This window comes from Cytobacillus spartinae, from assembly GCF_042865285.1.
GTDB classification, from domain to species: Bacteria; Bacillota; Bacilli; order Bacillales; family Cytobacillaceae; genus Robertmurraya_A; species Robertmurraya_A spartinae.
The window spans coordinates 15,110-29,712 of sequence record NZ_JBIACK010000004.1 but is presented as its reverse complement, the minus strand read 5'-3'; the positions used below and the strand labels follow the sequence as shown (position 1 = coordinate 29,712).

Here is a 14,603-nt window from a genome sequence, read left to right as displayed (position 1 = left end):
CGAGTTGAGGGGCTTATTACGATGATATAGGGGGAATTAGAATGACGTATCAATTAGACGTAACAAAGGCTTTCAGAGGTTCACAAGGAGATATTCCAGGTACCGTGTTTCGTGGTGGTCAAAGAAAACCATACAAATCCTCTCGTAACACCGCAGGCATGACGGCTCTATCTTTTTCTATTGCGAAAGGGATGGCTTGCATCAAACAAAATGTATCGGCTTTTGGAATCTCTGACGTGAATGGAGAGAAACGCTTTTTAGCGGAACTTTCCGACTCATCTGGTCTTGTTTCCGTGATTGAGTACAATGAAAGCAATAAAACGTTCTACCACAACTGCCGTTCGACGATGGGCTTTTGCTACCATCTGTTCGAAATGATTGGCCTCATGAGACTCCAAGTGGAGCCAAATGGGGAATTTGCTCAGAATTTTAATGCGATTGATTTTAGTCGCACCGTGAATGATGAGCAACACTTCTTTGTTGCTGCAGATGCTCTTTACTTCGATAGTAAAGACCACTACCACGGCAATGAAGTCGAAGCCTATGAAGACAATCCGGATCGTAAAGTCGTTGAGGACTTGACGTTTTTGATTGGAAAAGACGGGAACTTCACCGTTCCAACATCTTTTGGACCTTCTTCATCGGCTGCACCAACTTCTTCTCCTTCTTCTGCTTCTCCTTCGTTTCAACCTCTTGACTGGAACCGTGACTTCACGGATGCAGAAGAGGCGAATATCCAAAAGAACTTAGAAAAATTGCAAGGCAAACCAATGCAATCTAAGTACGATTGGATGGCGAAAATGATTGGCAATGGAGATGCTCAAAACCTCATGTTCTTAGGGGGTGCGGGTACAGGGAAAACAACACTAGCTCGCCAATTAGCCCTGTTGCTTAATGCTCCAGTGTACATTCAAAACTATAGTTTGAACGCAGAAGAGTCGACGATTGTTGGTCGTTTTGTTCCAGATCCAGCCGTTCCAGGCAAGTTTAACTGGATTGATGGAGAATTCTTAAAAGCCTTCCGAAATGGTGGGTTCTATTTGGCAGATGAAATCAACTTTGCGAAGCCTGCTGTCATGGGGGTATTCAACAACGTACTAGATGGAGTCGGTCAAATCGTGTTGGATAACGGGGAAGTCATCGAACGTCACCCGAATTTCCGATTCTTTGGTGCCATGAACCCTGGTTACAACGGTACACAGCGCTTAAACAAAGCGTTCATCAACCGTTTTGACCAAGTGGTAATGTTCCAAGATATGGACCCTGCTGAGATGAAGAAAGTCATCGTCGAAGATTCTGGGTACTCCAATGCGAAAGTCATCGACAAGATGATTGAGGCATACCAAGCCATCAAAGCAAAAATCAAGAATGACGAAATTGATGAAGCCATCATCTCTATTCGTAACTTGGTTGCTTGGGGTAAAACCATCAAGAACACATTGAACATCGTCGAAGCAGCGAGGTCTACTGTTGTCGTCGCTTGTTGCTACGAGGATGAAGATGTGCAAAAAGAAATCTTAGAGGACATCATCCTCGCGAAATTCCAAGGGGTTAAGGCTTAATGTCTTGCCCCTCTTTTTCTAACTTTAATCATAATTGGGGGAATTAAATATGAATATCAATATCAATATCAATCAAAAAGCGGAATTCCTATTGGGACAAACTCTTACACCTACTCAATCAGAATACCTCATGAAGGCTCAGATTGAAGGGTTGGAATCTTTCTACAAAGCAGTAGAGGTGCTGTATGCTACCATAGCGAAGCCTCAAAAGAAAGTCGATAATCAAAAAGATTACCGTATTCTTTTGTCTGGTGCTTTCCGTGCTCGCTCGGAGCGTTTCCTTCGTGCGACAACAGGCGATTACTCGAATAAACTCATCTTGAAGGAAATTGGAAAAGTGTGTACCGATGGAAAAACGGTTTGGGCAGATCCTCGTAGCCAATTTTTAGCCGGGTTTCCACTCGTTCAAAAAATCATGGGCGTTCGTGGTCAAATCTATCACGAAGCGGCTCATATCCTGTACACCGATTTTTCTCCGCTTAAGAAATGGCAGAATGAGTGGCCACGCCTGAGTGCTGAAGACCGTTTCCGTATCACACAGAAAAAATCCTTCCTGAACATTGTGGAGGATGCGGCGATTGAGTTAGCCCTTTGCACCGAGTTTCCGGGTGCTGCTCCTTACATTCGTTTCTTAAATGAAACGGCTATGAATCAATACCCAATGCTTGAAGAATTTGAGGCAAAGAACAACGCCATCAAAGTGTTTCAAGTCGCGATGAACATGCATGGTTGTGTAGGGTACGTGAAAGGAAATGCTCAAAATCCTGAAATTGCTTCAATCATTGAAAAAGGCATTCCGATCATGGAAAAAGGCAGACGCGCTCGTACAACCAAAGACCGCTTAGTTTGTGCAGAAGAGTTGTATGCATTGTGTGAACCATTCATTGAAGAGGAAATCCGTTTAGGAAACCTGATGTTTGACCTATTTGAAAGCATGAAAGGTTCTATGGATCCAAACGCATTAGGTCAAGCAAGACCAATGCCTGTGGACCCAACAGAGTTCCGTAAACCGGTGAAAATGCCAAATCAAAACAAACAGCAAGATCCTCAAAATCAAGATCCATCTCAAGACCCTTCCGAATCCGATGATAAATCTTCACAAGAATCTTCATCTTCCTCCGACACACAAGAATCAGACGCTCAGGAATCTTCTGACAGCGAATCTTCTTCTAGTGAAGGCTCTTCTTCTGATGCTTCTGAACAAGAAGGAGACGAAGAAGGAGAAGGAAGTGAGAACGGAGATGGCGAATCTTCCAGCTCTGACGCTTCTTCTGATGAAGAGAGTGAAGGAAGTGGAAATGGTTCTTCAGACGAATCTTCGGATGAAGAGGAATCTGAAAACGGTTCTGGTACTGGCGATGATTCTGATGAAGAATCTGAAGAGTCTGATGATGATTCAGAAGGAAGTTCTTCTGGAGATTCAGATTCAGAGGATGATGAGTCTGCAAGTGAGTCTGGCAGCCAAAACGATGCTGTTTCGAAAAGCAACCAAAACACATCATCTGATGATAGCAACGGCAAACGTCCTGAAGGCGAGTCGGATGACCCTTCTTCTTCTCCTGAACTTTCTGATGAAGAAATTGAAGAAATGGAGCGTCAACTCCAAGAAGAAATGGAGAATCTCATGAACGAAATCTCTGAGGAGATGGAAGAAATCATGAGTGACGTGGAAAAAGAAGAAGAGGCTGCGAAAAAAGCCGAGCAACGTGCGAATAAAATCAAAGAATACTTAAAAACCGTTAAGTATTCCGATAACCACAAGCATTGTTCCATGAATGTGGATTCACCTACGGCTTCACCGATTTTTTCTCAAGATGAGTTAAAGAGTCGTTACAAAGAGCTCTTTGAACCCATCAAACCAGTGACTCGCAACCTTACCAAAAACTTGAAGAATGCGATCAAGTACAACTTAGACCAAAAGCATTACGGCTTAACATCTGGGAAAATCGCTCAAAACCAACTGTACCGCAAAGACCAAAAAATCTACTATCAACAAATCGACAAGTCAGATGAAGCCGACCTTGTGATTGAAGTGTTAGTCGATGAAAGTGGCTCCATGAGAGATTACGGTCGCTACATGCATGCGATTCGTGCTTGTATCATGATGGCGGAAGTGTGCCAGAGTCTAAAGATTCCTTTTGCGGTTACCGGTCATGATGCGGTGAATGGTCGCCCTCAAACGCGAATTAACCACTACATTCGTTTTGAGAAACCGATTGCTGAGCAAAAGCAAAACGTGTGCAAAATCTATCCTCGTCACAACACACGGGAAGGTATGAGTTTGAAATATGCGGGTGAGTATTTGGCTCAACAACCGCAAAAAGACAAACTGCTTCTCGTCATCAGTGACGGTGACCCATTCCACAATGATGGAAGCGGGTACTTCATGGAGACTAGAGCACAACTAGATGCGGCAGCGGTTGTCGAAGACCTTCAAAAGAAATACGGCATTACGACTGTCGGGATTGCGATTGGAGATGGACAAGATGCGATTGCGTCGATCTACAAGAATTTCATCTCCGTAAACAACTTAGAAGGCCTACCGAAAAAATTGGTCAAAATCTTAGAAAAACGCTTGTTTAAGAACTAAAGCCTTCTGGCTTTGGTTCTTTTTTTCTGGTAATAAACAATCTATTCTTGAAAAATACCGTTATTCATGACATACTAAGAGTAACTTCACAGCCTTTTTTTGGGGCTTTTTTTACGACGATGTCTCAGGACACTGTATTGAGATTAAAGGGGGAATTTACATGTTAGAAAAGATTAAAGACTTTTTTTACACCTCGTCTCCTTCCCCAAGCCTTGATGCTCCACTTCCAGAAGCCTTAACGTACACTGACCGACTTCGTCTCATGGTGGGATCTCCGTTAAAGGGGTTTCCGACTGATGTGACACTTTGGGCAGACATTAAGAATAAAAGCATTCAAGAGTTGGCAAGGGACTACGAAATCAACTATGAACAAGCCATTGTCTTGTCACAAAGCCTTTTACTCCTCTATGAGTTGAGTGATGGAGCTGGACTTCATGGCAAGAAAAAGGCACCGGGTCAAGCCAAAGATTGGGCGAGATTACCGGAAGTCGAAAAAATCGTTCGGCAAAAACGGGAGCATCTCATGATGTTCATCGTGGATGCTGAAGGAAACTACACGGATCATCTCATTGGAATTGGAACGCGTGACTATTGTTACCTTCCTCCATTTCCGAGTATGAAATCCTTGTACCAGCAAATGAACGGGAAATACTTTCTCCTCGTTCACAACCATCCAACGAAGAACGCCTTCCCAAGCGACTCCGACATCGAAGCAACAGAAGCCGTACTTGAATTTGCTCGTGCCAACGGCATGTGGTTTAAAAATCACATCATTGTCTCACGAAGCGGGTATTACAGCATGGCTCGAAACGGTCATTTTTAAGACCGTTTTCTGTTATTTCCGGTTTTCGGAAGTTCTGAAATTCTTTTTTAGACTCTCAGATAGTCTGAATTTTCGTTAGGAATTTCAGATAATCTGAATTCTGTAAGATTTCAGATAGGAGGTGGTTCTCACCTCCCATTTTTTAAATCAAAGGAGGAAAATCATATGAAAAAAATAGGAATGATGGCACTCGTTCTACTTCTAGCCATTCCGAATTTTGTGTTTGCAGAAGGGAACAAAACCTCTGCCATTACCCCCGAAGAATGGGAGAAAAAATTTGGAGACATGAAAGGTGAATTCTCTCCAGAACTGCAGCAACAAATTGAAGAGGCAGGCATTGACTTTGAATCCTTCAAAGGAGGATTTGATCAAAGTCAGATTGATGTAGATGCCTTCAAGGATTCCACAGTTCCCGGTTTTGAAGAAATGCAAAAGCAATGGGGAAGTGCAGAGTGGGCAAATTGGAACGCTCCTCAAGATAGTCACTGGGCTCTATGGGATGATTTGATGAGTGGAAACGACCAAGTCGCTCTTGAAAAAGGAACTAGCGTCGTTCTTCCAGAAGGTATGACGGTTCAAGACTTTTTCAAGAACTCTGAACTGCAAGAAAAAATGTTGACTCTTGCCGAACAAAACATGCCAGAGCAATTTAAAACCCCAATTTTCCAAGAAGCCATGACCTCTCTAAAGAATACTTTTACTTCTATCAGTCTAGGAGATTTTTGGAGCAACGTCACTGAACCTTCTGCTCCAGAAGAGGGGTCTACGTCTCCTGAAGTAATTCCAGCACCAACACCAGGATTTACGTTTTTCGGCATACCATTTCCTTCTTTTCCAGATGGGTTTGACCAAACGAAATAACCATCCTGCCACTTTCTGCTGAAAGTGGTCCTTTTTCTACAAATAACATTCCGATATTCTTACAATATTACGATAACTGTGGTATACTATATCTATCAGAAAGAGGAGGAAACTCTCATATGAAAGTGATTCTTTGTGAAAAACCAGATCAAGCGGTATCCGTGGCAGCGGCTTTGAAAGAAGTTTCTCTATCAAACGGAGAAATCCTAGAAACGAAGCACTTGTCGAATCCAAAATACGATCGTTTCATTAAAGAAGCGAGAAGACAAGGCTACTTACAAGGAAAGAACCATATCGTGACCTATGCGTTTGGTCACTTGTTCACGTTAAAAGAACCGCATGAAGTCGACCCGAACTTAAAGAACTGGAAAGCCGATACATTGCCGTTCTTTTTTGACACCATTCCACTCAAAATGTCGGGTGGCACGATGTATAAACTACAGAAATCCCAATTTGATACCATCAAGAAACTCTTTAACGACCCGACGACCAAAGAACTCATCTGCTCCACTGATGCCGGGCGTGAAGGAGAGCATATCTTCCGTACCATTTACAAGATGGCGAAATGCAAAAAGCCGTTTACCCGCATGTGGTTAAAAGACATGACGGAAAAAGGAATTCTGGATGCGTACACGTCACGTAAAGACGGGAAACTCTATGATGGACTTGCCGATGCCGCCGTGTGTCGCGCCGAAAGTGATTACATTGTGGGGATGAACTTAACCCGTGCGATGACGTTAAAGTTTGGTGGGTTCAAGAATGTTCTTTCTATTGGAAGGGTTCAAACACCTACTTTAGCCATCCTTGTCAAACGAGAACAAGAGATTCAGAACTTTGTGCCGGAAGACTACTGGAACTTAAAAGCCGTATTTGCTCACCCGAACGGGGACTACGAAGGGCAGTGGGCAAAAGGCAAAGAAGATCGATTCTCAAAAGAAAGTGACGCCAAAGCGATCCTTGCAAAAGTAAAGGGCAAGCCTGGGGTCATCACGGAATGCATCGTGAAAGAAGAAAAGGAAAACCCGCCTCTTCTGTTCAACTTAACAGAGTTACAGGGAGCGGCTGGTAAAGCCTTTGGATATAATCCGAACAAAACGCTTGAACTTGCTCAGAAGTTGTACGATGGACACAAACTCATTACGTACCCTCGTTCGAGTTCTCGCTATCTAGCAAGTGGCACAGGTGCGACGACGAAAGCAAGACTGGAAGCCATTTCGGGTGAGTTTTCTTCCATTGCCGATAAAGCCATTCAAAATAAGTGGGGAATTGCAAAATACATGGTCAATGACAGCAAAACCAGTGACCACGAAGCGATCATCCCGACTCAAAAGAAACCGAATCTATCGAAACTTTCTCAAGAAGAGAAGAATGTGTACACTTTAATCGTGAAGCGATTCGTGGCAGCCTTCTATCCGCCGTGTGTGTGGGATTCTACGAAACTCACGACCACCGTAGAAGGAGAAGCCTTCAAGTCTTCCGGAAAAGCCTTGAAACAAGCAGGCTGGAGGGAAGTAGAAGGGATTCCAAATAGCAACGTGCTTCCGCTTGTCAAAGAAAAAGATGCGGTTCAAACGAAAGAAGCGAAAGTGGAGAAGAAGAAAACCACTCCACCAAGTCGTATTCAAGAACATGAGATGCCAAAAATCATGGCCAATGCGGGTCAATTCGTCGAAGAAGATGAGTTGAAAGCGACCTTAAAAGGCATGGGAATCGGCACCGAAGCGACACGTGCTTCGATCATTGAAGAACTCATCAAGCGTGGGTATGTCAAGCGAGACAAAAAAGCCTTGGTTCCGACGCAAGAAAAAGGAATGAGTTTGCTAGAAGTCTTGCCGGTTGAAACTCTCGCAAGCCCTGAGATGACCGCTCGCTGGGAACAAAAACTAGCCGATGTGGAGCAAGGAAAACTTACTCGGGCTCAGTTCATGAGTGAACTCAAAACGGAAGTAGAAGGCATGGTCGCAAGTGTTTTTGGGTCCAATGCTCAAAAACTTTCTGCACCTGTCATACCGAAGAAAGGTGTATCCACTACAGGCGCCATTGCGAAATGCTCGTGTGGGGGCGATATTGTCGAGAACCAAAAGGCTTACGGTTGCAACAACTACAAAAACGGCTGTAAGAACACCATTTGGAAAAACAGTTTAGAAAAACTCGGCAAGAAGAAAATCACTGCTACAGAAGCCAAAACGCTCTTTACAAAAGGTAAAACATCAAGGAAAGTCAAACTGAAATCACCGAAAACAGGAAAAGAGTTTGAAGCCTTCCTTGAATACAAAAACAACAAAGTCGAACTGGTCTTTTAAGGCAATGACGATGTCAAAACCTCCAAAAGAAAAGATTCAGTGGAAGGCATTGCTGGTAGCTATTCTCCTTTGTGTGTTTCTGTTCTATCTTTTGATTGAAGGCATCAATGTGTATATTGTCGCTGTTGGAAAATAAGAGAAGGATTTTTCCTTCTCTATTATCCCGAACGTTCTTATTAATGTTCGGATTGATTCCGAATTCTTTATAGAATTCAAATTATAGAGGCAAACGTGGCCAAACCCTACAATGAGACGATGGGCCGTACAGATTTGCCTCTCCTTATCAAAATTTTTATGGAATCGGTTCAAAAAATCTTTTTTCCCTATTCTTTTTTCCTTTAAAGAAAAAAGATTGCAGGGAAGATTCTTTTTTCCTGGAAGGAAAAAAGATAAAAAGACTCAGAATCGGTTCTATTTGTATAAGGAGGAATACCATTGGCAGATATTTTGTGCAAATGCCCGAAATGCGGGGGCAACATCTTTGAAAACGAAAAAAACTTCGGGTGTGGAAATTGGAAAGCAGAAGACGGCGGGTGTACCGTCACGATCTGGAAGAACCAGTTTGAAAAACTCGGCAAAAAAGCCATCTCGAAAGTGGAAGCGAAACAGCTCTTCACAAATGGCAAAACCTCGAAGAAAGTGACGCTTCACTCTACCAAGACCGACAAAGATTTTGACGCCTTTTTGGTGTTGGATGAAGAGTACAAGTTACAACTGGCGTTTGATTGATGTTCTGGGATTGGAGAGGGGGAACCCTCTTATCTGAATGCCTAAACGGGGTTCAGAAATTGTGAAAGGAGGAATGAAACGATGAACGTACTTGCTGCAACCTCATTCATCCCCAAAGAAGTCTTGTTTTTGGTTGTCGCCCTTCTCATGTTTCGCTCCTTTCAGTACGTCTTAATCGGAATTGCTGCGACAGGTGTAGGTGGGGTGGTTACGTCGATTGCGAACTCGTTCTTAGATGCTTCGTTTACGCCAGTGTTCTTTGTCCTCGGCTTTTTAGTAGGGACAGCGATTTCCTTTTACACGTCTGAAGAACAACCGCCTGTATTCATGATCTTTCTGGTGGTAGGCGTATTGATGGTCGCGGTACATGTATCAGAATTTCAAGCGATGATGCCAAGTTTTTCGTTCCCAGATTTGCCAATTTAACCGTTCTACAGGACGCTTTTTGGACAACAATCCAGTATAATAGAGATAGAAATATACCATTTAGAAAAAGGAGGTTGACTTGGTTGCAAACTCTCGACCGAACGGAGAGCGTTTTAACCTACGAACGGATCCTACGAGGAGAGATTCAGCACTTCTCCCCACTGTTTTTTACAAAACCCGTTCGCAAACGACGAATCCAAGAACTCATGCACTACTTGGTGGAGCATATTCTTCACCTGACTCCAGAAGAAGCCTATGAAACCCTCACCATAAACATCCTCGAACAGCACCAATTACAGATTCTTCTAAAATACGTAGAAGATTTTCCTGAAAAAAACGAAGAACGTAGCATTCAGTGGCTCGTTCGACTAGCGTATCCTCACCTTCCTGAAGAATCGTTAGAATCTCGCGTGAAAAGTGTCTATCAAGAAGTGTTAGATGGCACTCGTAAACGGTTTCCTCCGAATTACTTCCATGGAAATATCGGGGAGCTGAGAGCACATATTTGTGTACAGCATCTCGTGGAACACATTCTTCAACTCACCCCTCAAAAAGCCGCCAAAACGCTTACTCCTGACATCCTCGCTCAATACAAACTTCGCATTCTCTTAAACCTCTTCTTCGATTCTCTGTTTGATCTTCTGACGAAAACCTATCCGGAACTTTCCTACAAGGATTTCTCCTCTTGAAGAAGTCCCAGAAAAAACGCACGATTAATGTTAATTCCTGTAAGGAATTAAGAATCGTCTCATTAAACGAGTGGAGACAACAAAAGGATCAGGAAGAGGAAGAAAGAGTCGAGGTCATTGAGTTTGAGTTTGCCGAAGAAGTCATCATGTATGAAACCCTTCAAATGATTCGCCTCCAACAAGAAATGATGGAGGAACTCGTAACGCTTGTGCTAGAATCTCGGGCGGAAGATGAGAATGTGAGAAGTCTTGCGAAACGGTTCCAAGACATGAGTAGGGAAATCAAAGGGAATGTGGATGAACTCTCTCTCTTAATCGAAGAGGGGTGTGAGTAATGAAGGCAGGGAAATTCCTCATCTGCGGAGGGTTAGATCAAACAGGTAAAACTACCCAAACCAACCATCTTACAAAGTGGCTAGAAAAACAAGGAAAGAGCGTGATTCACACGTTTGAGCCAGGAGGAACCCCCCTTGGGTGTGAGTTACGTTCTCTTCTCATGAAAGAATCCTACTCACCGAAAACTCAATGGCTGCTTTACCTCGCTGCACGAGAAGAGCATTTAGAAAAAGTCATTCGACCAGCCATCCAAAGCGGAACATGGGTGGTATGCGACCGGTTCTTTGAAACGACGTTTTTGTTTCAAGGATTACAAGGAATTTCAGAAGAACTGCTTTGGTTTTTCCACCATGGACTTAAACATCACACGCCCGCACCAGCTCTTGAACTTCTCTTTACAGGAAGAGTGGGAAAGAGAAGAGAAGACGAAAAAACCCATTACGATCGGTTCTCAGACGAACACCGAGACGCCATGACCAATCAAGTGAAACGGTATGCACAGGAAGCCGAAAAAGCGGTTCTCCTAGAAGTATCAGGCAAAACCGAACATGAAGTGTTTGAAGAAATTCTCGAATACGTGACTCCTCTCCTTTAAGAAAGGAGTGCGTTATATTCTTTTGACCTACCCAATCTTTTTTTTCGTAGAGGAAAAAAAGACTCTACTATCCTCTACAAAAGAATGATCCCTGCAATCTTAATTCCTGATTCTTATTTTCCCACGGGAAAAAAGATGGTAAGGAATTGAGAATCAAAGGAGGAAGAAAGATGAGTGAGAACAAAAAAGAAAAGGATGTGGAGGAAAAAGTTAAAGAGGCGGTAAAAGAGGCGATTCAACAAGGGGAAAAGGGCATTGACCCTTTCTTAGACAACGGGTTCTACCTCTATACCTCTAAATGGAAATGGCTCCTTGCGGCTCTCTTGGTATGGAAACCCATCGTAGGAGTATTTTCAATTCTATTTGGGATTGCGGTTTGGTACTATGACCGGGCGACGACAGGGGAGGTTCGATACCGAAGAGTAATGGGCTGGACCTTTCTTTGGTTAGTCATGGCATTTGTCATTCGTCTTGCTCTGGTTCTGCTGTTTGTCTTGGCGGCTGGGATTTTCCCAGACACGTTTCATCTTCTTTAGGAGTCTCGATAGACTCCTTTATGGCGATTTTCGCCTATTTTCCTAAAGGAGGATGGAATATGAGTCGTTTTGATTTCTATGCGCTCACGCATAAAGGAGATAAACAAGACTATAACGAAGATGCGATTGAAGCCTTTGAATTACACGACACCTTGTTTTTAATGGTGGCCGATGGACAAGGAAGTCACTTAGGAGGGCTCGCTGCCTCAACCCTAGCTATCTATGAAATGAAAACCTTCTTAGAGGCTCGTTTTCAACCTCATATGCCCCTTGAACCGTTGCTTCGAGAAGCCTTTTACGTGGCTCATCGAGTCATTGAAGGAGCCAGAAAAGGAGGGGGAGGTCGTTACCAGGGATTGTGTACGTCGTTAACGATGGTAGCACTCACCGCAGGGAAACGAATAACGTTTGCTCATGTGGGGAACACCAAACTATTCCTCATGCGAGAAGGACAACTCATTGGCATGACTGAAGATCAAACGGTCGCCCAACAGCTCTTTAAAGACCGAAAAATCAACAAAGATGAAATCAAACATCATCCAGAACGTTTTACCGTGACCAATGCTGTAGGCGTGTTTTCCGCTGTCACTCCGGATATTCGCTCGGGGTCTGTTCAACAAGAGGATTTACTGGTACTTGTATCAGATGGAATTACAGAACACCTCAATGAGAATGAAATGGCTCGACTCATTGCTCAAGGTGGAAACTGCAAAACGGCTTCTGAGCACTTGATCAACGGAGCGAATGAACGTGGAGGATACGACAATCTATCAGCCGTGTTGTCCTATGTGAACTTCTAGTCTTTTTCTGAGAATGCTAGATTTCCTAGGTTTCTGGGGATATTCAGACAAGTGTGACAACTTTGTGAACAAGAGAAGGACTTTACCCTTTAAAGGGTTGAACTACTTGATAAACAATGAATATCGGTATAAAATAAGAGTATAAGAGTTGTTCATCCCCCTAAAGAACAACTTTTCTCCTCTGAATCTATGAATCTCGCAACCCCCTGTGAGAGTAGGATTCAAAACCGAACTAAAGTGGTGATCACTTGAGTCATCTAACTTCCTCAAGGCTTTTCCCCACCTCCCCTTGTGAGGGACGAGCCACCAAGACCCAAAACGGATGTGTCTTGGTTTATGCCCCCCCGACTGTACGCCAAGAAGTCGGGGTTTTTATTGTTTTACCCTAATTAAGAATCAAAAGGAGGAACATGACATGACCCCTATAGAGAGAATGATTGAAGGAATGAGAAACGACATATGTGAACAAAACGTTGCAAACGGAGAAGAAGCCATGGTACTCATCCGTGAATACGAGAAGTTACGAGCAACCGTACAGAATTTTGTAGATAAAAACTTTCACGGAGGCTCAAAAGCGGACCGGGAAGATTACTCGACTAGGGTTTCGTGCAAAGACATCTGGGACCTACGAGAAGCAATCAATCTTAATTCTAGTAAAGAATTAAGAATCCGAGACAAATAAAGGAGGGGGTTTCTATGCTACACTTCGAAAAAATCAAACAGGATCACACGAAAAAATCCAATCAGGTGAAAAGGTTACGTAAGAAGTTAAAAAAGAAATCTCAATCGTCGTTGCCTCTATCGGTACTAGAGGATGTACTAAAAAGAGAAGAGCGTACCCCGATTGACCACCGAGAGTATTTCTACTCAGGGGATGATGGGGCGTATACAAGAGATGCAGCAAGGAAAGAAGCCCGTATTCAACTGTTGAAAGAACTCATCAACGAGGTGAAGCGAAAGTAATGATGGAATGAAGAGAGGAGGGATTGGAATGAGAGGCGTCAAAATGACGAAAAAACGTCATACGGGACATTTCGGGGAGACCCTTTACAACCTAAAACAACAAGAGGAGTTGCTGGCCGTCGTGGGCTACTGGAATGGCTATCTCTATGTCACCCTTCATGCAGCGACCGCTAAGAAAATAGAGAAGATGTTTCCATCGATTCCGAAAATCTATCAACCTCTATAACATTCCTGTGGAACCGTAAACCATTACCCAAGTATGTCATATCCAAGGATAAAAAATCATCCGCCTAAAGCAAATGTAGTAAGAAGGGAGGGTACCATATCCTACACCCTCATACAAGACAGAATCCATAAAAAAGCACCCGTTTCTCCAAGAATTTTGGAAAGACCGGTGCTTTTTGTTTGCTTTCATCCGAATCCCTTTAGTCATCAGAGGAATTTAAGAAAGAATGCAGTTGATCAATCGCATTTCGCTTTTGTTCATTGTTTACGTGGGTATAAATCTGCGTCGTGGCAGGAGATTCATGTCCCATGAGTTCTTGAGCGGTACGTAGGTCTGCGCCACTTCGCATAAGGTTCGTTCCAAAGGTATGACGAAGTTTGTGACACGATAATCCCAGACCTTCTAAGTGCTCCAATCCTTCCATCGCAGGGAGTTTCTCAAAAATGCCCTCTGCGATTTGTTGTATCCGCCTTCTGGTAATACGGGTTCCGTTTCGAGACACAAATAAAGCATACGGGTCACTTGGTTTTGGCGGGATCCGTTGGTCGATCACGAGCTGTAGAAACGACATGAGAGAAGGGGAGATGGGAATAAACCGTTGTTTATTGCCTTTTCCCGTGACATGAATTCCACTGTTTTCCCGGTCAAGATGGGTCGTGTTCATCTTTTGTACCTCTGACACCCGCAGCCCTGCTTCCACCATCAACCGAAACATTCCTTTGTCTCGAATTTCAAAGGGGCTATTCGGCACGGATTCTAAAAAGGCGAGCCATGCCTTACGGTCCAAATACGTCGGCAGTTTCTCTTTCACCGTCTTCGCAGCATCCACTTCTTTGGCTGGGTTTCCTGTATAGACGTTCAAATCATTCAACGCGCGGTAAAAGGCTCGAATGGCCATCAGTTTTCGATTTCTCGTGGAGGCTGTGTTTTGATGCTTTTCTCGTTCTTCAGTTAGAAACTCCATGACCTCTAGTTTGGTGGCTTCCCCAAAAGACATCTCCTTTAAAAAGACAAGAAAACGACGAACATTGTAGAGATATTCTTGTTGGGTTCCAGATGATAACTCTCGATTTTTCATCCAGGTTGAGAACACGTTCAAGGCTTTTTCTGGAGTCAAAGAAGACACTCCTTTCTTTATACAAGTCTATTCATCTTCATTCTACG

At 43.4% G+C, this 14,603-nt stretch carries 16 protein-coding genes; 15 read left to right on the top strand and 1 reads right to left on the bottom strand.

The features are described from left to right. Positions 1-41: 41 nt before the first annotated feature. From ACFYKX_RS09950 to ACFYKX_RS09880, 15 genes are all read left to right on the top strand, one after another. Positions 42-1,562, top strand: coding sequence for an AAA family ATPase (locus ACFYKX_RS09950; protein ID WP_389360618.1), 1,521 nt, complete (start codon positions 42-44; stop codon positions 1,560-1,562). Positions 1,563-1,611: 49 nt separating this feature from the next. Then, a complete protein-coding gene (locus tag ACFYKX_RS09945; RefSeq protein ID WP_389360616.1) occupies positions 1,612-4,152 on the top strand; it encodes a cobaltochelatase CobT-related protein in 2,541 nt (846 codons plus the stop codon). Between the two features lie 160 nt (positions 4,153-4,312). After that, a complete protein-coding gene (locus tag ACFYKX_RS09940) occupies positions 4,313-4,975 on the top strand; it encodes a JAB domain-containing protein (RefSeq protein WP_389360614.1) in 663 nt (220 codons plus the stop codon). A 165-nt stretch (positions 4,976-5,140) separates the two neighbouring features. Further along, positions 5,141-5,836 carry a hypothetical protein gene (locus tag ACFYKX_RS09935; RefSeq protein ID WP_389360612.1) on the top strand — a complete coding sequence of 232 codons (696 nt, stop codon included), beginning with the start codon at positions 5,141-5,143 and terminating at the stop codon, positions 5,834-5,836. Positions 5,837-5,955: 119 nt separating this feature from the next. Then, positions 5,956-8,139: a type IA DNA topoisomerase gene (locus tag ACFYKX_RS09930; RefSeq protein ID WP_389360610.1), complete on the top strand. Its 2,184-nt coding sequence runs from the start codon at positions 5,956-5,958 to the stop codon at positions 8,137-8,139. A gap of 435 nt (positions 8,140-8,574) precedes the next feature. After that, positions 8,575-8,868, top strand: coding sequence for a topoisomerase C-terminal repeat-containing protein (locus tag ACFYKX_RS09925; RefSeq protein WP_389360608.1), 294 nt, complete (start codon positions 8,575-8,577; stop codon positions 8,866-8,868). 81 nt (positions 8,869-8,949) lie between these two features. Next, on the top strand, positions 8,950-9,294 hold the full coding sequence (locus ACFYKX_RS09920; protein WP_389360606.1) for a hypothetical protein: 345 nt from the start codon (positions 8,950-8,952) through the stop codon (positions 9,292-9,294). Between the two features lie 83 nt (positions 9,295-9,377). After that, entirely contained in the window at positions 9,378-9,983 is a 606-nt protein-coding gene (locus ACFYKX_RS09915) for a DUF4046 domain-containing protein (RefSeq protein WP_389360604.1), read from the top strand. Further along, complete coding sequence (locus ACFYKX_RS09910) at positions 9,980-10,318, top strand: hypothetical protein (protein ID WP_389360602.1); 339 nt, start codon at positions 9,980-9,982, stop codon at positions 10,316-10,318. Before ACFYKX_RS09915 ends, ACFYKX_RS09910 begins: the two co-directional genes overlap by 4 nt. After that, entirely contained in the window at positions 10,318-10,914 is a 597-nt protein-coding gene (gene tmk, locus ACFYKX_RS09905; RefSeq protein WP_389360600.1) for a dTMP kinase, read from the top strand. The genes ACFYKX_RS09910 and tmk overlap by 1 nt, the downstream gene beginning before the upstream one ends. Before the next feature lie 170 nt (positions 10,915-11,084). Next, positions 11,085-11,450 (top strand): hypothetical protein, encoded by a 366-nt coding sequence (locus tag ACFYKX_RS09900; protein ID WP_389360598.1) that lies wholly within the window; start codon positions 11,085-11,087, stop codon positions 11,448-11,450. A gap of 59 nt (positions 11,451-11,509) precedes the next feature. Next, entirely contained in the window at positions 11,510-12,250 is a 741-nt protein-coding gene (locus ACFYKX_RS09895; RefSeq protein ID WP_389360596.1) for a PP2C family protein-serine/threonine phosphatase, read from the top strand. 415 nt (positions 12,251-12,665) lie between these two features. Then, entirely contained in the window at positions 12,666-12,932 is a 267-nt protein-coding gene (locus ACFYKX_RS09890; RefSeq protein WP_389360594.1) for a hypothetical protein, read from the top strand. Positions 12,933-12,946: 14 nt separating this feature from the next. Next, positions 12,947-13,213 (top strand): hypothetical protein, encoded by a 267-nt coding sequence (locus ACFYKX_RS09885; RefSeq protein ID WP_389360592.1) that lies wholly within the window; start codon positions 12,947-12,949, stop codon positions 13,211-13,213. Positions 13,214-13,241: 28 nt separating this feature from the next. Beyond that, positions 13,242-13,439 (top strand): hypothetical protein, encoded by a 198-nt coding sequence (locus ACFYKX_RS09880; protein ID WP_389360590.1) that lies wholly within the window; start codon positions 13,242-13,244, stop codon positions 13,437-13,439. A 199-nt stretch (positions 13,440-13,638) separates the two neighbouring features. On the opposite strand, the gene ACFYKX_RS09875 is transcribed toward ACFYKX_RS09880, so the two are convergent. After that, complete coding sequence (locus ACFYKX_RS09875; protein ID WP_389360588.1) at positions 13,639-14,532, bottom strand: tyrosine-type recombinase/integrase; 894 nt, start codon at positions 14,530-14,532, stop codon at positions 13,639-13,641. Positions 14,533-14,603: the final 71 nt, after the last annotated feature.